The sequence below is a fragment of the Denitrovibrio acetiphilus DSM 12809 genome (genome assembly GCF_000025725.1).
Taxonomy (GTDB): domain Bacteria; phylum Chrysiogenota; class Deferribacteres; order Deferribacterales; family Geovibrionaceae; genus Denitrovibrio; species Denitrovibrio acetiphilus.
In genome coordinates, this window is sequence record NC_013943.1 from 3,116,618 (window position 1) to 3,138,116 (window position 21,499).

At 45.2% G+C, this 21,499-nt stretch carries 25 protein-coding genes; 12 read left to right on the forward strand and 13 right to left on the reverse strand.

Translation table 11 applies throughout. The annotated features are described in order from the left end of the window. Positions 1-24 precede the first annotated feature (24 nt). The 9 genes from DACET_RS14720 to DACET_RS14760 all read right to left on the reverse strand — a co-directional run bounded on the left by DACET_RS14720 (position 25) and on the right by DACET_RS14760 (position 9,282). Positions 25-1,191 carry a phosphoglycerate kinase gene (locus DACET_RS14720; RefSeq protein WP_013012151.1) on the reverse strand — a complete coding sequence of 389 codons (1,167 nt, stop codon included), beginning with the start codon at positions 1,189-1,191 and terminating at the stop codon, positions 25-27. Positions 1,192-1,195: 4 nt separating this feature from the next. Further along, positions 1,196-2,197, reverse strand: a complete 1,002-nt coding sequence (gene gap, locus DACET_RS14725; RefSeq protein ID WP_013012152.1) for a type I glyceraldehyde-3-phosphate dehydrogenase — start codon at positions 2,195-2,197, stop codon at positions 1,196-1,198. Between the two features lie 72 nt (positions 2,198-2,269). Next, positions 2,270-3,475: a PAS domain-containing protein gene (locus DACET_RS14730; RefSeq protein WP_211204089.1), complete on the reverse strand. Its 1,206-nt coding sequence runs from the start codon at positions 3,473-3,475 to the stop codon at positions 2,270-2,272. A gap of 34 nt (positions 3,476-3,509) precedes the next feature. Further along, positions 3,510-4,169, reverse strand: a complete 660-nt coding sequence (locus DACET_RS14735; RefSeq protein ID WP_013012154.1) for a ComF family protein — start codon at positions 4,167-4,169, stop codon at positions 3,510-3,512. A gap of 1 nt (position 4,170) precedes the next feature. Next, positions 4,171-5,691, reverse strand: a complete 1,521-nt coding sequence (gene gpmI, locus DACET_RS14740; RefSeq protein WP_013012155.1) for a 2,3-bisphosphoglycerate-independent phosphoglycerate mutase — start codon at positions 5,689-5,691, stop codon at positions 4,171-4,173. Positions 5,692-5,809: 118 nt separating this feature from the next. Then, positions 5,810-6,172: a TraR/DksA family transcriptional regulator gene (locus DACET_RS14745; RefSeq protein WP_013012156.1), complete on the reverse strand. Its 363-nt coding sequence runs from the start codon at positions 6,170-6,172 to the stop codon at positions 5,810-5,812. 49 nt (positions 6,173-6,221) lie between these two features. Continuing rightward, positions 6,222-6,632 carry a 23S rRNA (pseudouridine(1915)-N(3))-methyltransferase RlmH gene (locus tag DACET_RS15835; RefSeq protein WP_013012157.1) on the reverse strand — a complete coding sequence of 137 codons (411 nt, stop codon included), beginning with the start codon at positions 6,630-6,632 and terminating at the stop codon, positions 6,222-6,224. Positions 6,633-6,703: 71 nt separating this feature from the next. Next, complete coding sequence (locus DACET_RS14755) at positions 6,704-7,381, reverse strand: TrmH family RNA methyltransferase (protein WP_013012158.1); 678 nt, start codon at positions 7,379-7,381, stop codon at positions 6,704-6,706. Further along, positions 7,378-9,282: a transketolase gene (locus DACET_RS14760; protein WP_013012159.1), complete on the reverse strand. Its 1,905-nt coding sequence runs from the start codon at positions 9,280-9,282 to the stop codon at positions 7,378-7,380. The genes DACET_RS14755 and DACET_RS14760 overlap by 4 nt, the downstream gene beginning before the upstream one ends. A gap of 407 nt (positions 9,283-9,689) precedes the next feature. Here DACET_RS14760 and DACET_RS14765 point away from each other — a divergent pair, with 407 nt between their 5' ends. From DACET_RS14765 to DACET_RS14775, 3 genes are read left to right on the forward strand one after another with little or no spacing between them, the layout of a single operon-like run. After that, the gene (locus tag DACET_RS14765) at positions 9,690-10,274 is read left to right on the forward strand and encodes a TetR/AcrR family transcriptional regulator (RefSeq protein ID WP_013012160.1); all 585 of its coding nucleotides are present in this window, start codon (positions 9,690-9,692) and stop codon (positions 10,272-10,274) included. 50 nt (positions 10,275-10,324) lie between these two features. Then, positions 10,325-10,990: a tetratricopeptide repeat protein gene (locus DACET_RS14770; protein ID WP_013012161.1), complete on the forward strand. Its 666-nt coding sequence runs from the start codon at positions 10,325-10,327 to the stop codon at positions 10,988-10,990. Next, positions 10,987-12,309, forward strand: coding sequence for a glycerate kinase type-2 family protein (locus DACET_RS14775; protein ID WP_013012162.1), 1,323 nt, complete (start codon positions 10,987-10,989; stop codon positions 12,307-12,309). Before DACET_RS14770 ends, DACET_RS14775 begins: the two co-directional genes overlap by 4 nt. A gap of 16 nt (positions 12,310-12,325) precedes the next feature. Here DACET_RS14775 and DACET_RS14780 read toward each other — a convergent pair whose 3' ends face one another. Both DACET_RS14780 and waaF read right to left on the reverse strand, forming a co-directional pair. After that, on the reverse strand, positions 12,326-13,273 hold the full coding sequence (locus tag DACET_RS14780) for a glycosyltransferase family 9 protein (RefSeq protein ID WP_013012163.1): 948 nt from the start codon (positions 13,271-13,273) through the stop codon (positions 12,326-12,328). Continuing rightward, positions 13,274-14,323 (reverse strand): lipopolysaccharide heptosyltransferase II, encoded by a 1,050-nt coding sequence (gene waaF / locus DACET_RS14785; protein ID WP_013012164.1) that lies wholly within the window; start codon positions 14,321-14,323, stop codon positions 13,274-13,276. 156 nt (positions 14,324-14,479) lie between these two features. Here waaF and DACET_RS14790 point away from each other — a divergent pair, with 156 nt between their 5' ends. From DACET_RS14790 to DACET_RS14815, 6 genes are all read left to right on the forward strand, one after another. After that, positions 14,480-15,343 carry a DMT family transporter gene (locus tag DACET_RS14790; protein ID WP_013012165.1) on the forward strand — a complete coding sequence of 288 codons (864 nt, stop codon included), beginning with the start codon at positions 14,480-14,482 and terminating at the stop codon, positions 15,341-15,343. A gap of 64 nt (positions 15,344-15,407) precedes the next feature. Next, positions 15,408-16,232 (forward strand): sulfite exporter TauE/SafE family protein, encoded by an 825-nt coding sequence (locus DACET_RS14795; protein ID WP_013012166.1) that lies wholly within the window; start codon positions 15,408-15,410, stop codon positions 16,230-16,232. Beyond that, positions 16,229-16,537: a DUF1634 domain-containing protein gene (locus tag DACET_RS14800; protein ID WP_013012167.1), complete on the forward strand. Its 309-nt coding sequence runs from the start codon at positions 16,229-16,231 to the stop codon at positions 16,535-16,537. The genes DACET_RS14795 and DACET_RS14800 overlap by 4 nt, the downstream gene beginning before the upstream one ends. Before the next feature lies 1 nt (position 16,538). Next, positions 16,539-17,339 carry an enoyl-CoA hydratase/isomerase family protein gene (locus tag DACET_RS14805; RefSeq protein WP_013012168.1) on the forward strand — a complete coding sequence of 267 codons (801 nt, stop codon included), beginning with the start codon at positions 16,539-16,541 and terminating at the stop codon, positions 17,337-17,339. Between the two features lies 1 nt (position 17,340). Beyond that, entirely contained in the window at positions 17,341-17,994 is a 654-nt protein-coding gene (locus DACET_RS14810) for an enoyl-CoA hydratase/isomerase family protein (RefSeq protein ID WP_013012169.1), read from the forward strand. Next, positions 17,991-18,332 carry a TraR/DksA family transcriptional regulator gene (locus DACET_RS14815; protein ID WP_013012170.1) on the forward strand — a complete coding sequence of 114 codons (342 nt, stop codon included), beginning with the start codon at positions 17,991-17,993 and terminating at the stop codon, positions 18,330-18,332. The genes DACET_RS14810 and DACET_RS14815 overlap by 4 nt, the downstream gene beginning before the upstream one ends. Here the strand turns inward: DACET_RS14815 and DACET_RS14820 are convergent. Beyond that, complete coding sequence (locus DACET_RS14820; protein WP_013012171.1) at positions 18,329-19,234, reverse strand: AEC family transporter; 906 nt, start codon at positions 19,232-19,234, stop codon at positions 18,329-18,331. The genes DACET_RS14815 and DACET_RS14820 overlap by 4 nt on opposite strands. A gap of 61 nt (positions 19,235-19,295) precedes the next feature. After that, the gene (locus DACET_RS14825) at positions 19,296-19,634 is read right to left on the reverse strand and encodes a carboxymuconolactone decarboxylase family protein (protein WP_013012172.1); all 339 of its coding nucleotides are present in this window, start codon (positions 19,632-19,634) and stop codon (positions 19,296-19,298) included. A 99-nt stretch (positions 19,635-19,733) separates the two neighbouring features. Here DACET_RS14825 and DACET_RS14830 point away from each other — a divergent pair, with 99 nt between their 5' ends. From DACET_RS14830 to DACET_RS14840, 3 genes are read left to right on the forward strand one after another with little or no spacing between them, the layout of a single operon-like run. Next, entirely contained in the window at positions 19,734-20,579 is an 846-nt protein-coding gene (locus DACET_RS14830; RefSeq protein ID WP_013012173.1) for a LysR substrate-binding domain-containing protein, read from the forward strand. A 12-nt stretch (positions 20,580-20,591) separates the two neighbouring features. Next, positions 20,592-21,050: a CYTH domain-containing protein gene (locus DACET_RS14835; protein ID WP_013012174.1), complete on the forward strand. Its 459-nt coding sequence runs from the start codon at positions 20,592-20,594 to the stop codon at positions 21,048-21,050. Then, positions 21,051-21,482, forward strand: coding sequence for an NUDIX hydrolase (locus DACET_RS14840; protein WP_013012175.1), 432 nt, complete (start codon positions 21,051-21,053; stop codon positions 21,480-21,482). Positions 21,483-21,499 lie beyond the last annotated feature (17 nt).

The following is a 21,499-nucleotide window of genomic DNA, read 5'->3' on the forward strand; positions in this document are numbered from 1 at the left end:
CTTTGTTTCGTTAATATTATTTGTTTACCCCAGAATCTCTATACCGGGGAGTTTGCCGAACTCGATATATTCAAGTGATGCACCGCCGCCTGTGGATATGTGATCGATACTGTTTGCTACCCCTGCCTGATTCACAGCTGCAACAGAATCTCCCCCTCCCACAACGACAGTTGCGCTTCCGGCTCCGAGTGCTCTGGCAATTGCGAACGTTCCTTTGGAGTAGTCTGGATTTTCGAAAACGCCCATCGGACCATTCCATAGAACTGTTTTGCATTTGTTCAGTTCGCCAACATAAAGGTCAGTAGTGTTCGGGCCTATGTCCAGTGCCATAAAACCGTCTGGTATGTTCACGTCAGCGCACTCTACAGGGGCACCGTTGAACTCTATAGACACAACATGGTCAACAGGGAGGAATATCTCAACCTGTTTCCTTTTCGCTGTTTCGAAAACATCTGCGACTATATCCATCTGATCATTCTCAACCATGGAATCGCCGATTGTCTTCCCCTGAAATTTCAGGAATGTATATGCCATTGCTCCGCCGATAAAAACTTTATCAGCAAGTTCCAGCAGTGACCTGATAACACCTATTTTGTCTGAGACCTTTGCTCCGCCAACAATAGCACCGAATGGTCTTGCGGGGTTTTGCTGAAGACCTTCGAAATACTTGATCTCTTTTTCCACAAGAAAGCCTGCTCCGCATTCTTTCATAAGTTCTGCCATGCCGTATGTGGATGCGTGTTTTCTGTGGCATGTTCCGAATGCGTCGTTAACATAAACATCTGCAAGGGACGCCAGCTCGGCGGCGAACTCCGGGAAGTTTTTTTCTTCACCTTTGTGGAAACGAAGGTTTTCAAGCAGGAGCACGTCACCATTTTCGAGTTTGGCAATTGCTTCCTTTGCTATTTCACCCACACAGTCTGAAGCAAATGCACACGGGAAAAATCCGTTACTGATATATTTAGCCACAGGCTCAAGGCTCATCTCAGGCACAACCTCACCCTTAGGTCTGCCCAGATGGGACGCAAGGATAACTTTTGCCCCTTCTCTGACAGCGTAACGTATAGTCTTAAGAGCTTCAGCAATGCGGGTATCATCTTTTACTATTCCGTCTTTAATCGGCACGTTGAAGTCCACACGGATAAAGAGCCTTTTGCCTTTTATGTTAAGTTCTTTGATACTTTTCGCCATATTTCTACATCACCTTTGTTACAAGTTCTGCAACTCTGTTCGAGTAGCCCCATTCATTGTCGTACCAGCTTATGACTTTCACAAGATTTCCGCCTATGACCTGAGTGAGCTGGGAGTCAAATGTTGATGACGCAGGGTTGCCGTTAAGGTCTATAGAGACAAGAGGCTCGTCTGTGTATGTCAGGTAACCTTTCATAGGTCCGCTCTCTGATGCTTTTTTAATAGCTGCGTTAACCTCCTCTTTTGTGACATCTTTCTCAAGGTTTACAGTGAGGTCAACAAGAGATACGTTCGGGGTGGGGACACGCACAGCATATCCGCTCAGTTTGCCCTTCATCTCAGGCAGGACGAGTCCAACGGCTTTCGCTGCGCCTGTTGATGTGGGGATCATGCTCATAGCACATGCTCTGGCACGTCGGAGGTCTTTATGGGGGAGGTCCAGTATTGACTGGTCGTTAGTGTAAGAGTGAACAGTTGTCATGATACCCTGCTTGATTCCGAATGTGTCGTGCAGAACTTTTGCTACCGGAGCCAGACAGTTTGTTGTACATGAGGCGTTTGAGATAACAGTGTGTTTGGACGGGTCATAATCTCCGTCATTCACGCCGAGCACAAGTGTGATATCTGAGTTTTCACCGGGGGCAGATATGATAACTTTCTTAGCACCGGCCTGGACATGCAGCATTGCCTGCTCATGTTTGCGGAAAATACCGGTTGATTCGATAATAACGTCAGCACCAAGCTCTCCCCATGGGAGGTTTGCCGGATTTTTCTCTGCTGTTATTCTGATCTTTTTTCCATTAACAATGATGCCGTCATCAGCAGCCTCCACATCAAAAGGAGCGATACCGTGAACAGAGTCATATTTTAAAAGGTGTGCGAGTGTTTTTGTGTCGGTAAGGTCATTTATACCTACGACCTCTGCATCAAGTCCGCGCTGGATTATGGCACGGAAGGTGCAGCGTCCTATACGTCCGAAACCGTTGATCCCAACTTTTACAGACATTACATTCCTCCTGAAAATATTTTTATCAGAAATCTATTATAGCTGTAAATCGGGCGGGTTTCTATTAAATCTTTACGACTCTTCAGGCGGAGGTGAGATTTTCAGGTTGGCTCTGAGCTCTTTGATCTCTTCTGTAACGGTTTTCAAGACTATTTTAAGGTCATTATCATTTACGACATTTTTCTTGTTAACTGTGTTTATGAGCCTTTCAAGCTGATAGACAGTCTTTTTGCTGAGTTCGCTATACTTCTCCTGCTGAGTCTCAAGGGCGTGTTGAAAATTTTTCAGTGCAGTTGCAGAGCGTATGAGCTTGTTTTTGGAGTCTCTAGCATCCTGTCGAAGTCTGACGAGTTCGCTTACGTTGTTGTCAGAAATAAGTTTTTCAAGTGCTCTGCTCATCTTTTTATTTCTGGAAAAGACCTCATCATAGTTTTTGCTCAGATCCATATAGGCACGTTTCAGTTCGCCAATTTCGTTCATCTTGTCCACTTCGGCTTTTTGGATGTGTTTAACTTTTTCTTTATATTTTTCGATATGTTCAAGGTTTTTATAATTTTCCGATACATCGATCATAAATTCACCTATTTCGTCCATCTCGCCTGTGTGAGAGTAGATAGGGAACATGTGGTGTTCGAAATGAAGATGTTCGTCGTTAAAGTCCAGCTCAATAGTCTGCCCGCCGGTCTCTTCTCCTGAAAGTATCTCAGCCATTCGGCAGAATTCGCATGGTTCTGTGCGCCCGTGGATGGCTTCATAGCATGTCTTATTAAGTATAGAGGGGATGTCAGATATCCCGATAAGGTTTGCTAGCTCTTTGTTGACATTAATTATTTCATAATAAGGAGAAATACTGAAAAGGGGCATCACAAGGCCATCGATGAGTTTAAGCATTTTCTGTCTGGATTTCCTGAGTATCTGTACAGATTCATTTGCTTCATCAAGGTCAGCCTGAAGCTCTTTCTCAAAACTTCTCATTCTGCCGTCAATGGATTTTGCCAGAGTGTTGAGTTTTCTGCGTTCTTTGTCGGTATTGAGCATTATGACAAATTTACTGCCGTATGCTTCTAGACGCAGAAAATAGAAATACATGAATGTGTCGCCTTTTCTAAAAGACTGGTAAAATACTGAATCATCCAGAAGGTGTTCCTGCATGTTTGTCGGCACAGGCTTACTTTCCGGTCTGTCTGCGAGAAGCTGGTAGAATTCTCCGCTGTCCGGCAGATAAACATATACCGGGAAATTGCACTCAGCAAAAAGCGGGGCTATCTTTTCAATCATATTCATAATAAATGCCTCGAAAGTTATTATAACCTTAAGTGTGTCCGCCTGTCAGTGCAAATACATCAACTTTTGATGCGCCTGAACATTTGAGTATACGGGAACACTCTTCTGTTGTTGAGCCAGTTGTAATAATGTCGTCTATCAGCAAAATACGCAGCCCGTCTACATCCCGGGCGCAACTGAACGCATTCATGACATTAACGTGTCTCTCGTTTTTCTTTAGTTTATACTGATATTCCGTTCTACGGGTTCTTGTCAATATTTTTGCATATTTTATATTTGTCAAATTCGCCATATGTTCGGCGAGTCCTTGCGCAGGGTGATTCAGTCTGCGCAGTTTTCGGGAGTAGTGGGAAGGAACATCGGAAATTATGTCATAGTCACCGATCATTTCGTTTTCCACTAGCTTTTTTAAAGTCTTTGCCCCTGTCACTCTGTAAGCGAATTTGATCTCTTTAATAAACTGCCTGATTGCCCCTTTGTATTTATAGGCAATTCGTATTCTGTCCCTGTATACGGCGCTCTTGCACATACCGCAGACTTTTGCAGGGATGTTTGAGGGGTAGCCGCAGCTTTCACATTCATGGGGGTGTTTTTCAAGTTCTTCTATACAGTCGTCGCATATGGGGAGTCCGTTTTCAGACCTGTACCCGCAGCCGATACATTTTAAGTAGAAGATCTCGCTCAGCATACTATTTCTTTAGCAGGCTGGTTCCTGTCATTTCCGCAGGCTGTTCTATCCCAAGCAGTTCAAGCATTGTCGGAGCTATGTCTGCCAGTTTCCCTGTCTTTTCAGTCAGTTCACAGTTAAAATTATAAATTATGAAGGGGACAGGGTTTAGTGTGTGAGCAGTGTGAGGTTGATTATTTTCGTAGTCCCACATCTGCTCCGCATTACCATGATCTGCCGTTACAGCAAGTATTGCATTATGTTCATCTGCAAGCCTGATAACTTCACCGAGGCACTCATCAACAGCTTTACATGCACTGACAGCAGCATCAAGGATTCCTGTGTGTCCAACCATGTCAGGATTTGCAAAGTTCATTATAGCGACGTCCACACTGCCGATCTCCTCTCTGAACCGCTCGATAACTTTGTATATGCTCATGGACGGTTTTTCGTCGTAAGTGGCGACTTCTTTAGGAGATTCAACCAGTGCACGGTGCTCACCCTCAAAAACTTTCTCCTCTCCGCCGTTAAAGAAATATGTTACGTGGGCGTACTTTTCAGTTTCTGCAATGCGGAGCTGCTTCAGCCCATTTTTGCTGAGCACTTCGCCAAGTATATTTGTGAGAACCTGAGGCTGGAATGCCATCGGTGCTGTGAAACTGCTCTCATAAAATGTCATCGTCATGAAATCAATATCCGGAAGTGAACCACGGTCAAAGCCGTCAAAGTCAGGCATTGTGAAAGCCTTAGTGAGCTGTCTGGCACGGTCGGCACGGAAGTTGAAAAAGAATACACCATCGCCGTCCTTAACACTGCCGTCAGCTCCTTTTATAACTGTGGGTTTTATGAATTCATCATTTTCGCCTCTGGCATATCCGGCAGTAACAGCCTCTACAGCACTGTCTACTGAAAGCCCTATGCCGTTTCTGATTGCGTCATATGCAAGTTTTGTTCTATCCCAACGCTGGTCTCTGTCCATCGGATAATATCTGCCTGCGACAGTGGCAACCTCGCCGTAATTTATCTCTTTCATGAAGCTGACGAGCTCTTCCATATAGCCCTGTCCGCTCCTCGGCGGGGTGTCCCGTCCGTCCATAAATGCGTGTATGTAAGTGTTTTTAACACCTGAGTCTTTGGCAAAGCTGATGAGTCCCTTCAGATGTTTGATATGACTGTGAACGCCGCCGTCCGAGAGCAGACCGAAGAAGTGAACACTGCCGTCAGCATCCTTTACGCTGTCGAAGAATTTGTTTATATTTTCGTTGTTTCTTATTTCGCCGGAGTCTATTGATTTGGTTATCTTCAGAAAGTCCTGATAGACGATGCGTCCGGCTCCGATGTTTGTGTGGCCGACTTCGGAGTTTCCCATCTGTCCGGCAGGTAGCCCGACATCTTCTTCGCTGGCGTTGAGTTTAGTGTGGGGGTAGCTTGATAGCAGTTTATAGAAATTTGGCGCTCCGCTGATAGCGATAGCATTATTGTCTTTATCTTCTCTGATTCCCCACCCGTCGAGAATCAGTAATATCAGTTTCTGTCTGGACATATCATCACCTGTAAATTAGTAGATGATAATATTCTAAACACTGGGTTGTGTTAAGGCAAGGGCAAAAGATTTTAAAAGCAGATACAAAAAAACCGGCGGTGGTTCCGCCGGCTTTAATTTACATCTTAATAAGACCTTTCTTTTCGAGCTCGGTTTTACACTCTGTGCAGTATCTGGCAAACGGAACATACTCAAGGCGCTTCTCCTCTATGTCCTCTTCGCATTCGATACATACACCGTATGAGCCTGCGTCAATGCGCTGAAGAGCCTGCTCAACAAGTCGGAGCTTCAAAGCATCTGTTTCAACACGTCCGAGCATGAGGTTTTTGTTATACAGATTATATGCTTCGTCAGCACTATCCTGCGACCCGTCACCGCCAAGTCCCATAGCATCGTTATATCTGTCGTTCAGTTTTTGAATGAGGTCTCTCCTCATTTCGAGCAGTCTTTCCCTGTGGTAGATCATTTTTTCTTTTTCCATACCACCCTCCTTAAAGAGTGCGGACATAAGCCCGCCGCGCAGCTTAAAGCTACTTGTGGTAGGGGTGACCATTGATAATCGTCAGAGCCCTGTATATCTGCTCAGCCAGAACAATCAGGCTGATTCTGTGTGCTAAGGTCATATCCGAAAGTGAAATAAATTCGCTTGCTCCGGATCTTACATCTTCTGGAAGCCCTTCAGCTTCGCCTATGTAGAACGTGATGTCACCGTATGTCTCAACTCTTTTCCTGAGCCACTCCGCAAATTCCTCGCTGGAGAACTTCTTCCCCTTAGGGTCCATACCGACCAGAAGACCTTTTCCGAGGTCTTTTCTCTTTCTGCCCGTATCTTCTACAATCTCAACAGGCATGAATCCGGAAGACATTTTTACATATCTGTCCGCGAGGTTTTTTATCTCTGCTTCCTTCAGTCTGGAAGCCATTATTATTTTTAGCAGCATCAAGATTGCTCGTAAAATATAAAAAAGGAGTTATTCTGTCAACTCTTTTCGGTTAAAATACAGAAATTATCCTAATTAGCATACTCGTAAAGTATGACTGCGGCACTCTGAGATACATTCAGAGAGTCTATATCACCGTTCATAGGTATTTTGATATGAACATCTGCTGTATCGAGAAGAGCCGGTCGTATTCCTTTACCTTCGGAACCCATAATGATTATTGATTTTTCTGCAAATTCAACATCTTTGAGTTCCACTTTTCCGTTAACGTCAGCGGCATATGCAGTATACCCGTTTTCCTGAAGTTTTTTAAGTGCGGTCGCTGTGTTTACAGCTCCCACGATGTCTGTATAAAATATAGTTCCGCTGGATGCCTTACAGACAGCGGATGTTATCGGAGCCTGCCTGTCAAGACCTACAAGGATAGTTTTGATTCCGAAGCAGTTCGCCGCACGGATGATAGCACCGTAATTCATCGGGTCGAATATCCTGTCCAGAAGGACAACAGAGCCTTTTTCAACTATTTCATCGAACGCTTTGTCAAATTTCTTAGGCAGCATATCTCTTATCTCAGCTGCAATCCCCTGTGCCTCTTTCCCGTAATAGTGTTCAAACTCTTTCGGTCCGTAGGTGCGGGTTTCGACATCATATTTTGATGTATCGAATGTTGAGTTCACTTTGACAAAGAGTAGCTTTACTATCCCCAGTTTCAGTGCTTCTTCAACAGTGTTTCTTCCGTGTATAATCATTTAAGTTCGCTCTTTATCTCTTCTGCCACAGTTGCCGGATCTAGTCCTATCAGCTTAAGTATGTCGTCCGGTTTGCCGGAGTATGCGTATCCTCTCGCACCAAACCTCACAAGCCTTGTACCTGTGCCTTCGTCTGCAAATTTATTAGCAAGTGTGGCCGCCAGCCCTGTAAATTCATTATGATCTTCATAAACAAATACCGGCATGTTTTCATATTTTTCGAAAGCTTCCATGTCCGGGTGAAGGGGAGCTGAACAGTTAAGCACAGCCGCTTTGATTCCGTCTTTGGCGAGAATATCTGCAACCTGAAGAGCTCTTCCGGTCATTGCACCATATGTGGCTATGGCAAAATCACCTTCACGGAGAACGTCAACCTTGCCGTATTCAAATGTATAGTCTTTGCCGAATGCTGGTTTTGAACCTGACTCGTCAGCAATTGTATTTATCTTTGATCTGCCCATGGCAACCAGAAAGTTACCGGGGTTTTCAGCAGCGTAGCATACAGCCTTATATGTCTGGTTCGGGTCAGCAGGAACAATGACTCTGTAGCCGAAGATGTTTCTCATTGCGCCTACATAGTCGAGACACTGATGTGTTTTCCCGTCTTCGCCAACGTCGATTCCGACATGGGTTGTGACAGTTTTTATGCCTGCACCGTTGAGGTCGTTGAGCCTCTGCTGATTATAAACTTCGTCAACACCGAAAACACCGAAATCAGCGAAGAAAGAAACAACGCCGTTGCAGCTTGCGGAGCCTGCGGTGGTTGCAGTATGGTGCTCCTGAATACCGGACTGGATAAAGTTTACAGGGAAGTCTTTTTCGACTTTATCTGTTTTAACAGATCCTGCAAGGTCGCAGTCGAAAACAGCAAATGGTGTCATGCCGTCTTCCTGAGAGTTTTTCACCAACTCATATATTGCATCGCCGAAAGCGGAACGGCAGTCAGTTTTGACATCGAGTCCGTATTCCTTGTTGGCATATTTAACTTTTACTTCCGGTGCGGAGATTTCGTGGTGAGAAGGGTCGTAAACGAAGTCAGCTCTGATCTTTTTATATTTATCTAAGTCGTTTTCAATACCGAGTTCTTTAAGAGCGTCGGCAAGCTGGTCTTCTGTCAGAGGTTTGCCGTGGTATCCGTGGATGTTCTCCATAAAGGAAACGCCTTTCCCCATGACAGTTTCAGCGAGAATAAGTACAGGCTGATCAACTGTGTGGGCATATGCAATAGCGCCGTACAGTTTTTCGAAGTCGTGCCCGTCAACACAGATGACGTGCCAGCCGGCTGCTGCGTAGTCATCTTTAATGTTCTGATACATGACTTCTTCTATGTTTCCGCTTATCTGGAGTTTGTTATAATCTATGAAAGCCGTAATATTTGTAAGGTCGTGTTGAACAGCAAATCTTCTTGCTTCAGATATCTGACCTTTCTGAGATTCGCCGTCACCCATAAAGCAGTAAACGTTGAAGTCCTCATCTCTGATCTTGCCTGCTATTGCAGCGCCACATGCAGCAGAAAGCCCCTGTCCGAGGTTCCCTGTTGTCCACTCGACACCTTTTACCATCCTTTCAATGTGTCCTTCATAGATGCTTCCCGCAAGACGGAACTCGCCGATAGCCTGATCAATATCAAAAAACCCGTTTCTGCCAAGTGCAGAGTATACACATGGGGATACATGCCCGTTTGAGACAAAAACACGGTCTCTCGTGGTACTTTCCCAGTTTTCAGGGCTGATATTTGCGAATTTATATACTGTGAGTAGCATATCTATAGTGGACATGGAGCCGCCGGGGTGTCCGCTTGCTGCAAGAGATGTGCATTTGAGTATATCCCCTCTGCAAGTTGCTGCGAGCTTTTCCAGCTCTTGTTTGTCTGCCTGTGTGAATTTCCCGTCGAAAGTCATCTGATTACCTCTATATAGTTGTAAAACTTGATTTAATACGATTGCGCACCATAAAATAGTAAAGCGACCCCGCACTGTCAGAATGCTCTGTCAGGTTAAAGCCGGCTTCTTTCTCCCGACTATTATTATGACTCGGGGATTAAACGCTAGCAGGGTTATATAATGGATAGGGGAGGGTGTCAATTCATTATGACCTTCTGTCTGGGTCTTTATTCAAGTTTATGCAGGGCGGAGCAGGAATATCTGTAAGAAATACATCACCGTAGGTGAAAGTAGCTTCAGAAGGGTACGATTAAAAGCACACCGGGATTATTTTCACAATTTTAACATGATAATCTTACGAATCATACTCTATAGTATGGTTGTCCGGTATCGGGTAGTATGATTGTCTGGAGGTAAATTTCGACATGAGCCGAGCAATTGAAAAATACGTAAGAAAACAGAACAAGATACTCGAAGCAGCAAGGACTCTTTTTCTGAGGGGCGGGTACCGACAGACGAGTATGGACAGTGTGGCAGAGGAGGCAGAGGTTACAAAGCAGACTGTATACAGATATTTCCCATCTAAAAAAGACCTCTTTGACGAAGTTCTGCGTTTTAATGCCCCAAAGAATGATGAGTACATTTTTGGTGACGGGGACGTGATAAGTGAACTGATGGAGTTTTCCGGCGAGCTGCTCCGCCTGCTTCTGACAGAGGAGAGGCTGGGTCTTTACAGGCTGGTAATAGCGGAAAGCGTTTCGGACTCAAAGCTTGGTGAGGCTCTGAACGATCTCTCTCAGAGCAGAAGACGGGAGCGCCTCTCTGATTATATCTCTTCTAAGCTTTTTGCCGACAACGCTGAAAAGGATGCCGAGCTCCTCATCTCGATGCTGCTTAGCCTGCGCAACAAGGTTCTGACAGGAGGTTCTGCAATGCCTGATGAGGTGGAGATCGCAGAGCACTGTTTCTATGTTGTTTCACTGTTCATAAACGGCAGACGGGCTGTCTGAGTATATCAATATCATTTGACCGTAAAGGTTTATCGGGGTATTTATAGTATATGAATATTATCAACAAATTTTTGGTGAGTACCTATGAGCGTGTTGCTTTCCAAAGCTACACATTGTCAAAATTTGCCAAAGCAGACAAATATTTCCGTAAAATTATAGCCATAGAGCCAGACAGAGTGGGAACATGTTATAACCTTGGCATGGTTAACCTCGCGCTGGGGAATTACGCTGAAGCTGAAAAATATGTCGGCAGGGAGCGTGCCCGCATAGGTGACACATACGAGATATGCCGTGCTATGGCGGACATTTACTGGCACATGAAAAACAGAGAGAGCGCTTACCGTTTTTTTAAACTTTCAAAAGAAACAGCTATGTCTGACAAAGATAAAAACCTTATGACGAAAAAGATGGGGATATGTGCCAGCGATAAAAGTTTTACTGATGCACTCGCCGCAGCGAAAATGTTCGAAGAAGCCGACAGGCTTATGTCGGAGAAGAAGTACGATCAAGCGGAAGAGCTTTATCTGGAGGGGCTTGAGAAAGACCCTTCAAACTTTCTGGCGATGAACAATCTCGGTGTGATAGCTATGAACATCAGAATGAACTATGATAATGCTGAGAACTTCTTTCGCATGGGTGATGCTATATGTCACCTGAAAATGATAGAGGAAAACCTTGTAAGGCTTATGAAGCTGAGGAGTAAGACAGGAAGATGAAAGACTACAGGGCAGATTTGGGGCGGATATTTATGTCTGCTGTGGAGTATGCCGACCCGGAGTATATGGTGCGTTCCCGTGTTCTCAATGACGACGGGTGTATTCTGATAGACTCTGAATATGTTTGTGATCCGAAAAAGATTTATCTTTTCGCTTTTGGCAAAGCAGCGGTGGGCATGGCAAAAGGATTCATGTCTGTTTGTGATGTTGACAGGGGTATTGTGGTTACAAACTCTGTAGAGAAATTTCCTGATAATATAAAAGTTATAAAGGCGGGGCATCCTCTCCCTGACAAAGGCAGTATGGACGGAGCGGAAGCTATGCTTGACCTCGCCCGTATGGCTGACAACAGCACTCTCTGCGTTTTTCTTGTTTCTGGTGGCGGGTCGGCACTTCTTTGCGCGCCTGCTTTCGGCATCACTCTGGAGGAAAAGGTCAGGACATTTGACCTGCTTATCCGTTCCGGTGCAGATATCGAAGATATCAATATCGTGCGCAGACACATTTCATATGTAAAAGGGGGCAGGCTGGCAGAGGCAGCCGCACCAGCGGTATGCGTTACCCTTGCTGTCTCGGATGTTCTCTCGGGGTCACCGGAGGCTATTGCTTCCGGACCGACTTATTCCGACCATACCACATGGGCTGATGCGGCGGAGGTTATCGAAAGGTACCGTCTGTTTGATAAACTTCCGGTGAGAGTTGCAGAGGTTATACGCAGGGGAGAGCTGGGGGAAATGCCGGAGACAGTGAAGGAAAATATTAACCAATATAGATATCATACCCTTGCTTCAAACATAGGAGCTTTGAAAGTTGCCGGAGATCAGGCGCACATGCTTGGATATAAAGTGCGGATGTACGGGCAGCTCGACTGCTGTGCGAGGGAGGCAGCAGAGATTATGGCTGCAAGGGTTAACGAAAACCTTATAAATGCATCAGACACTCCCGTCTGTATGATATTCGGCGGTGAAGTGACGGTCAGCGTTCAGGGGAGCGGCAAAGGCGGGCGCTGTCAGCAGCTTGCACTGGAGTACCATCTTCAGGACAAACCGGCGGATACTTTCGTTCTGTGTGCCTCCACGGACGGAATGGATGGCAACACTGACGCTGCTGGAGCATTTGCTGACGGAAGCATCAGCCGTGACGGGGCAGAAGAGGCGGCATTCAATAATAACGCATACAATTTCTTTTCAAATAATAGAAGCCTGTTGAAGACCGGTCTGACAGGGACAAATGTAAATGATCTGTATATGATAATTATCCCGCAGTTTGAGATGGAAGGGAGTTTGCAGGCATTTGCTGAGGCAAAGTCATGTTACTGAACAGGCACCCTAGGTATTAGGTTCCTATTAGTTTCTTAAGGTTGTCTAAAACCTTATCCGGCGTCAGATTTTTCATGCAGCTGAAGTGGTTTTCCGGGCATTTGTCAAGTCCGTGCACATCGCAGGGACGGCAGTTGACTCTGTTGTCTTCGAGCATTATACAATTGTCAAAAGCGGGGTAAAAACCGAAGTGTTTTGTTGTGGAGCCGAAGATGCCTACTGTGGGCAGACCAAGACCTATGGCAGCATGCATAGGACCTGAGTCCGACGATACCGCAGAGCCGCAGGATGCGATTATGTCCAGCATGTCAGCAAGTTTCTTTCTGCCGGTTTCGTCTACTATGCCGTCTGTTTCCGGAGCTTTTCCCATGCCTGCGAAGACTGGGGTAAGACCATTTTTTATCAATAATTCGGCAAGTTCTCTTGCGTATGGGTATGTTTTTGTATTTTTGCTGGCGAAAGGGTGTATGAAAACACGTTTCTCATCACGCTCCACATGGCGGATAAGCACAGGTCGCAGTTCATCAATATCAGGCATCACAAGACCTAGCGGTGACAGCACCGGCTCAAGGTATTTCTGGACAACATGCATATGAAGACGTGGATTGTCCTTGCCTTTTCTGACAAAATCTCTGCGTGCCTTTGAATCTTTTTTATAGTGGTGGTACTCTGCCTGCGAGTGAAATTTAAGGAAGACTGATCTCAGTTTCCGGTGCAGATCAAATATGTAATCGTGGTCTTCTGTTTCGTTCTGCACAACGTAAAGATATTCTTTGAGCCCTTTTGATCTGTCATAGTCGATGACGTTATGTACGAAGGGGAGGTTGTCAAATACGGGTGCATACTGTTTGTATGTCATCACGTCAATTTCGGCTTCAGGAAGCATTCTGCTGACGTAATTCATTATTCCGGTGGTTAGTATCACATCTCCGAAAGAGCTGAAACGGACGAAAAGAAGTTTCATTTATCCAACCGTTTCGGTTTTATATTTAGGTGTGCGGGGAGGTTCTTCCTCAGCAGAGACATCATCAAAAAGAGTCATAACATTTTCAGGGGTTATTTCGTTCATGCACTTAAAGTGACCCTTCGGGCATTTATTCCCGCCGTGTTTTCCGCATGGACGGCATGGGAGTCCTTCGATTTCAGCTATCAGCGATTTTTCATCGTATGGGTAAAACCCCAGCTCTTTCACCGTAGGTCCGAATATTGCGACGCAGGGGACATCGCAGGCAGTGGCTATGTGCATAGATCCGCTGTCGTTTGTTACCAGATAAGCAAAGTTAGATATCAGAGCAGGCAGTTCTTTCAGAGTGGTTTTGCCGCAGTAATTTATATGGTCGTATTTAGCACTTACAAGAAGTTTTTCAACATCTGCCCTGTCTGATTCAGCGCCTATAATGACAGGTGTGAAACCTCTGTCTTTCAGCATGTCTGCCACAGCAGCGAATTTTTCAGCAGGCCATTTCTTGGTTTCCCATACGCTGCCTGCGTTTATTCCCACAAGTTTACCTTTGAGCTCACTCCGGTATTGTGCAGCTTTCTTTTTATCCAGATAGACCTCAGGCATGATTATGTCAGGAGGAAATTCTCCGAAAACACGCTGAAAAAGGAGGAGGTATCTGTCAACCTCGTGGTATGTGAGGTCTTTCGCACAGCTCATTGTGTAGGCTGTTGAGAGCACACTTTCCACAAAGCCGACACGTTCGGGTATGTGGGATAAAAACATAAAGGCGCTTGTTCTGAAAGACATATGGGGAGAGAAGACCATGTCAAAGTTCATCTGTCTTATCTTTTGTGCAAATGAGTACAGTCCGCGGATGCCGCTCTCTGATCCTCTTTTGTCGAAGGTTATTACTTCGTCTATAAAATCGAGATTTTTAAAGAGGTCTGCATTTTCAGGTCTGACACAAAATACTGTATAGCTCTCGGGTCTGTGCTGTTTGACTGCTTTGATAAGCGGGGTTGTCAGAATTGAGTCACCCATAAAAGACGGGTTAAAGAATAATATTTTCAATGTGCCATCCTCATCCTTTTATGCGAATATAAACATATCCCCATTTTTGTCAACTAACTTAGCACATTCGTTGAGAAACAACGAACTTTTTAAGCTTTAGATGGACAAGTCTGCTATGCCGGCATATGTTAGGCAATTATTTATTCTGAGGTAACAATGGGATACTTTTTTGCTCTTATGGCGACACTATTCTGGTCAGGTAATGCCGTCGCAGCCCGCTTCCTTGCAGAGACCGTACCGCCGATAAGCATCTCTTTCTGGCGCTGGGCGGTGGCTCTTCTTATATGCTTTCCTGCGACATATCCGGCATTCAGAAGAAACTTACCTGCGGTTAAAGAACACTGGAAATATCTGACGTTGCTGGCGTTTCTCGGGGTTGCACTGTTTAATAATCTTCTGTATACGGCAGCCCAGACAACCACAGCATTTAACATCTCTGTGATCTCTACGATAACTCCCGTTGTGATCCTTATCTTTTCTCTTTTCGCAGGAGAAAGGCTGAGCAGGGTTAATATGACTGGATTTATTATTGCTGTGGTGGGGATAGCTTTTCTTATAACGGACGGCAATCCTCTGCGTATTTTTCAGCTGAGGCTTGTTAAGGGGGACATTATAATGCTCGGTGCCTCTGCTATATTTGCAGGGTATACAGTGCTTATAAGAAAAAAACCTGTTGAGATTACTATTAATACCATGGTCTTTTTTACCTTTCATGCCGGTTTCCTCATGCTTCTTCCTTTTTATCTGTTCAGCGAATTTTTCATCGCTCCCACACCATTCGGGGGGAAGCAGGTTCTGGGATTTGTTTATATAGGTCTTTTTGCTTCGTTTGTGTCTTTTATGTGCTGGACAAGGGCTGTCACAATGATAGGTGCTGCACGTTCCGGTGCTGTTTACTACAGCATACCTGTTTTTGCCGGTCTGCTTGGGTATCTTATCCTCGGGGAAGAGATAGGTCTTTCGGACATGCTTAGCATGTGTCTGGTGGGATTCGGGGTTTATCTGACAGGGAAAAAGTAGTAGACTGCTGAGGTTCTCATGTGGAGATATTTACGTAGAATGTGATTATTTCGGGAGAAATTCAGTGATTATAGAGCTTATTTGTCTGCTTGCGCTCGGGTTTATCTCTGCGGTATTGGCATATCTTCTCGGCATAGGGGGCGGGGCGCTTATCGTTCCTGTTCTGGTGGTCTTTTTCGGATATCCTGTTCACGAGGCAGTGGCTGTTTCGTTGGTTGTCGTTGTTGCGTCCAGCATAAGCATAACATCAGTTAATCTCTTGAAAAATATGGTGAATATCAAACTGGCTCTGTTTCTTGAGTCTGCGGCTATTCTGGGCGCTGTCGGAGGCGGTCTTGCCAGTGTTAATATAAGCGAACAGGTTCTTTCTGCTGTCTTTGCAGGAATAATGGCGATTACAGCGTATATAATGTGGAAAAAGGCAGAAGTTGATGTCTCCAGTGTAGACATCCCGTTAGATATGGGGGAATTCGACAGAGATTTTATGGATGCCGGCCGCGGGGAGCTTAGGTTTTATAAAGTGGAAAAACCTGAGCAGACTATGTTTATAGTATTCCTTGCGGGGATAACATCCGGGATGCTTGGACTTGGCGGTGGTGTTTTTAAAGTCCCGGCTATGAATGTTATCTCCAGAGTACCCATAAAAGCTGCAACCGCCACAAGCAATTTTATGATCTGTTTTACTGCCGCCGCCGGTTCTCTGCCGTATCTTATGAAAGGTTTTTTTCACCCTGCTGCTGCGGGGACGATGGTTTTGGGGGCATTTGCCGGGTCAAAGTTTGCAACGGGCAGACTGGCGAAAGTTGAGAGCAAGAGCATCAAGCTTCTGTTCATACTGTTTCTGCTCTTTGTTGCAGTTCAGATGGTGTATAAGGCGGTGACAGCATGACAGTTGAAAATGGTGTTGCGAAAATAATGCGTGCCGGTCTCGTTTCCAGTCTCGTTTTTATGGTACTTGGTGTGATATTCTCGTTTTTCGGGATTTATACGGACGGTATCGAACTTACGCTGAAGAATCTGCTGACAGACGGTGCCGGGCTGATGTATCTGGGCACCTTTTGTATGATAGGCACACCAATAGCTGTACTGGTATATCTTTCAGTTTATTTTTTATATAAAAAACCTGCGAAATACGCATTTTACTGCATGGCTATGCTGGTATTTCTTTTTATAGTAATTTTAACGAGGGTATGAAATGGAACAAACGGTAACATATGGTATCTCAAAACGCGCTTTTTATATCTCTCTTAACTGTCCTGTGGACGGGAATTTGTTTTGCGCAGAGATGATGGACGGTCTGTTCAGTGCCCTTACAGAGGCAGAAGGGGACAGAGAGGCGGATTTAGTAATAATCAGAAGCGGGCAGGACGGCGTGTTCTCCGGCGGACATAACATAAACAAGCTGAACGGGCTGGATCATGTGGAAGCGAAACATTATAACCTCCGTGGGCAGCGTATCATAAAGCTTATCCGCTCAATGAAGAAACCTGTTCTGGCTCTCGTGGATGGGGACTGTTTCGGACCTGCATTTGAGCTTATTCTTTCATGTGATATGGTTTTTGCCACAGAGCGGTCAAGGTTTGCATTTCCGGAAACAGAGCATGGGTTTATGCCAGGTTTCGGAGGTACACAGCTCGCCTCGAGAAAGATATACGAAACTTTTGTGAAATATCTTGTTTTTACAGGCGACAGCGTCTCTCCTGAAGAGCTTTTTGAAAAGGGGATAGTGACAAAAGTTTTTACAGACCACAGTGATATGGACATTAAAGCAAGTGAGTTTGCAGAGCTGATCTCAAAAAGAAGTTCGTTTGCTATAGGGCTTGCTAAAGAGACCATCAACAATACTGTTGATATGGATTTTGACAAAGGGCTTCTCCTTGAGCAGAATGCATTCACTTTTTCCTTCAGCACTCACGACAAGCACGAGGGGACTAAAGCTTTTGGTGAGAAACGCGAGCCGGAGTTCAAAGACAGATGGGAAGATTATAGGTTCTGATATGATAGATATAAAAGTTGAAGGGCTTACAGCCTATATTGATATGCGACCCGCTGAAGGGCAGTTTACTCTGCTTGATGTGCATACCCTTAAAGAGCTTATCAGCGCTGTTCGTAAAGTTCAGGACAGCCCTGCAAAGGTCATCCGTATATGCGGGCACAACAGATGTTTTGCTGTGGGGGCGGATATCAAAACCATGCACTCCTATTCAGGATTTGATGCCAAGTGGTTTTCGAGGCTGGGTAATACTTTTTTTGGGCTTTTGCGGACAGCTTCTCAGGTTGTGATAGCAGAGATTGATGGTTTTTGTATGGGGGGCGGTATGGACTTCGCCTCTGCCTGCGATTTCCGCATTGCTACAAAGGTAAGTAAGTTTGCTCACCCCGGAGCAAAGCTGGGCATTATCACCGGGTTTGGTGGGACACAGTCTGTGCCCCGGATGATAAAGAGCAGTGCAGCAGGTGAGTTTTTCCTCACTGGGGGCGTATTTGACGCAGAATATATGCACAGGGCAGGCTTTGTGACTTACATTGCAGAAAACAGAGATGATATGCACAAAATTGCAGAGAATCTCTGCGTGAAGATAAACAGAAAACAGCGCGGTCTTATAAGTAATTTCAAGAGCTCGCTGGATGTTTCAAAGGGGCTGATATGACTGATGGACAGCTTGCCGAATATAAGATTATTGTCGAAAAGCAGATAGAAGAGCTGAAAGAAACTATAGCATCAATGGCGGAATCTGTTAGGCCCATTGAGCCTGACACTGCGATCGGCAGACTCAGCCGTATGGAGGCTATTCAGGCAAAGAGCATCAGTGAATCAAACCTGCGCAATAAGAGGATGCGTCTGCAAAGGCTTGAGGCGGCACTGCTTCGTATTGCAAGGGGTTCTTTCGGCTTATGTTCTGTATGTGAAGAGGATATCCCTGAAAAGAGACTTAAGATTGCTCCTGAGAGCACAGTTTGCATGGATTGTATGAGGGAGCAGGGCTAACCTGCAAAATGTATCACCACAGGCAGAGTAAAGGCTGATATTGCTGTACTGAGAAGTATCGCCGCAGCCAGAAGGTCAGCTTCGCGTCCGAACTTCACTGCATACATAAGAGGTAGCAGAGCAGACGGACCTGACGCCTGAACAAGAGCCACAGAGTAAGGCAGCCCGTCAAAAGACATCATCATCAGAACACCCGCCATTATAAAAGGGGAAATCCCCAGCCTTATCAGGACAGAAGCCATTGCTGCCCCTATTATTTTTCTATTAAGCTTTATAGTTGTCATCTGAAGTCCGAGCACGAATATAAAGAACGGAAAGGTCGCCTGCCCTATAAAGCCTGTAAGCTTCATTATCGTCTCCGGAACAGGTATATGCAGAGATGTGATTATTATTGCCAGAACTGTAGCAGGAAACATAGGTATGCGTATGACATCTTTTAGTGCACCGCTTATAGTCGCCTCATTGCTGGAAAGATAGATTGCTACCGTTACAAGGGGCATGTTGAAAGCTACAAATGTCAGGATAGAAGGGCTCAACCCCGCGTCGCCGTATGTGAAGTGTATGAGCGGGACTCCGAAGTTTCCTATATTTATCATAGAGACGCTCAGCATAAAGAGAATGATGTTATTTCTGGAGAGCCTCAGCACTCTGCCCGCAAAATATCCCAGAAGCATAAGCAGTGTTGTCATTATCAGCATAAGAAACAGGTATCTGCTCATAATCATGATACTGACATTCTCCTTCACCAGTCCGTAAAAGACCACTGAAGGAGAAAAAATGTATAAAGATATATCAACAAGCTGCTTAATGTCCGGTTTGAAAACTCTGTAATATATGTTTGCGATGCCCAGAATTATAAAGATGGGCAAAACCGACTGAGTCAGTAAAATTAAAAATCCCATCAGCTAATTTAGTTAAATTGCATGGTAAAACGCAAGCAGTATTAATCAGAGCAGCAGATTGTTATTTTATCTCCTTCTCGTCCATGAACTGGATTATGAGAGAGATCTTTGACCCTGCCATTGTACCGCCGAGAGAAAATGCCACTGCACAGGCTTCGACTATCTCTGCCCTTGTTGCACCCTCGGCGATAGCATGGGTAACCTGCCCGAGCATACAGCCTTCACACCCTGCCACAGCAGCGCCCACCATACCCATAAGTCTTTTGTTCTTTGCGCTTATGATTCCCGGGGCGTAGGACTTTGTGTAGTGCTCCTGAAATATTTCATTTGTTTCGCCCACTTCACCCAGATAATCCCAGAAACCTTTCCTCGTTGTTTCATATTTTTCTATTATGCTCATGTCTGCCTCCTTTTATATTTATAAAAGGATAGTCCCGAAATAGTCATAAGTCTAATTAATGGTTTTTGACATAGCTATGAGTTTTTGTTATGGTTGATTATGGATCTGTCAATCGAGCTTTTGAAAACATTTATTGTTGTAGTCGAGGAGATGAATTTCACCCGTGCAGCAGAGAGGCTTTACAAAACCCAGTCTGCTGTCAGTCTGCAAATGAAGCGCCTAAGTGAAGAGGTGGGTGAGCCTCTCTTCTGCCGTAAAGGGAAAACGCTTGCTCTTACAGAGAAAGGTGAGAAACTCCGGATGTATGCGGTTCGCATCCTGAAATCTCACGAAGAGGCGTGTATTGGTCTCTCAGGAAGCGGAGTTGCAGGGAACATAACTCTCGGCATCTCTGATGAGTATACACCTATAATTTTTACAAAAATATTAGCCGGTTTTGCTGAAAGGTATCCCAATGTCAGTGTAGGGGTTGTCTGTAAGCCCAGCCCCGAGCTTAAGAAACGTGTTGATGAAAATCTGCTTGATATTGCCATTCTTGCAGAGTATGAATCAAGTGGTCTGCTGCTGAGATATGAACCCATGATGTGGATGGCTTCCAGAACATATGCTTATGACGGCGGAGTTGTGCAGCTGGCGGTATATCCTGACTACTGCATTGCAAGGAACACCGGAATTGAGTACCTTGCAAAGGCTGGCGTCCCCTACCGTATAGCTTACGAGACAGAGAGCTCAAGGCTTCTGCGAAGCGCTGTTAAGTCAGGCATGGCTGTTTCCCCTGTGCTCAGCAGGGTATACAGAGATGATCATTACAGACAGCTGGGCTCAGAAGAGGGTTTTCCGGAGCTTCCGCATATCCCCGTTACTCTGCACAGGAGTAAAGATAGGAACGATGAGGTCGCAGAATACCTGCTTGAACATATAAAGAAAGTTTTCAGAGAGATCTGATCGGAGAGATAAATGAACGAGATAGAGAGAAAATTCATTGCAGACAAAACAAAGATGCCTGTGCCCAGTTCCAGTGTGGATATACGTCAGGGGTATGTTGCCCTCGATGAAAACGGCAGTGAAGTCCGCCTTCGTGAAAAGGGGGGGATGTATTATCTAACAGTAAAGTCCGGCGGAGATCTCGAGCGGATGGAATCTGAGATACAGATATCAGAAGAAGAATTCGAAAAGCTGTGGATATTTACTGAAGGGCGCAGAGTTGAAAAGATCAGATATAAAATACCCCTCGAAGGTGGGCTTGTGTGTGAGCTTGACATTTTTTCCGGTGCTTTGAAAGGGCTTGTGACGGCAGAGGTGGAGTTTAAGGATTTAAGCACCGCGGAGAGCTTTGTCCCGCCTGTATGGTTTGGTGAAGAAGTGACTAGAGACAGCAGATATAAGAATAAAAATCTCGCTGTGAAGGGGTTGTAAATGACTTTCAGTGCAGTACCCGAGTATTTCTACAGGCAGTCAGGCGCTATCCCCTACAGGGTCAAAAATGGAGAACTTCAGGTTCTTCTTATTACCAGCAGAAAGAGTAGGAAATGGATAATCCCCAAAGGTGTTGTGGAACCATATATGACACCGCAGGAATCCGCAGCTCAGGAAGCATACGAAGAGGCGGGTGTTTTCGGCAGAGTGTGGGACGAGCCTGTAGGGGTTTACGAGGTTGAAAAATGGGGCGGGCTGTGCACTGTGACTGTTTTCCCTATGCTGGTGACTAAAGTTTATGAAGACTGGATGGAAGGAAACTTCCGCAAACGTAAGTGGTTTAAAGCTGAAAAGGCAATTGACGCAGCCGGAAAGCAAAAGCTGAGAGCTCTGATAAAGAAATTCGTAAAAGAGTTCAGTGTTAAAATATAGGGAACATCATTCTTGTG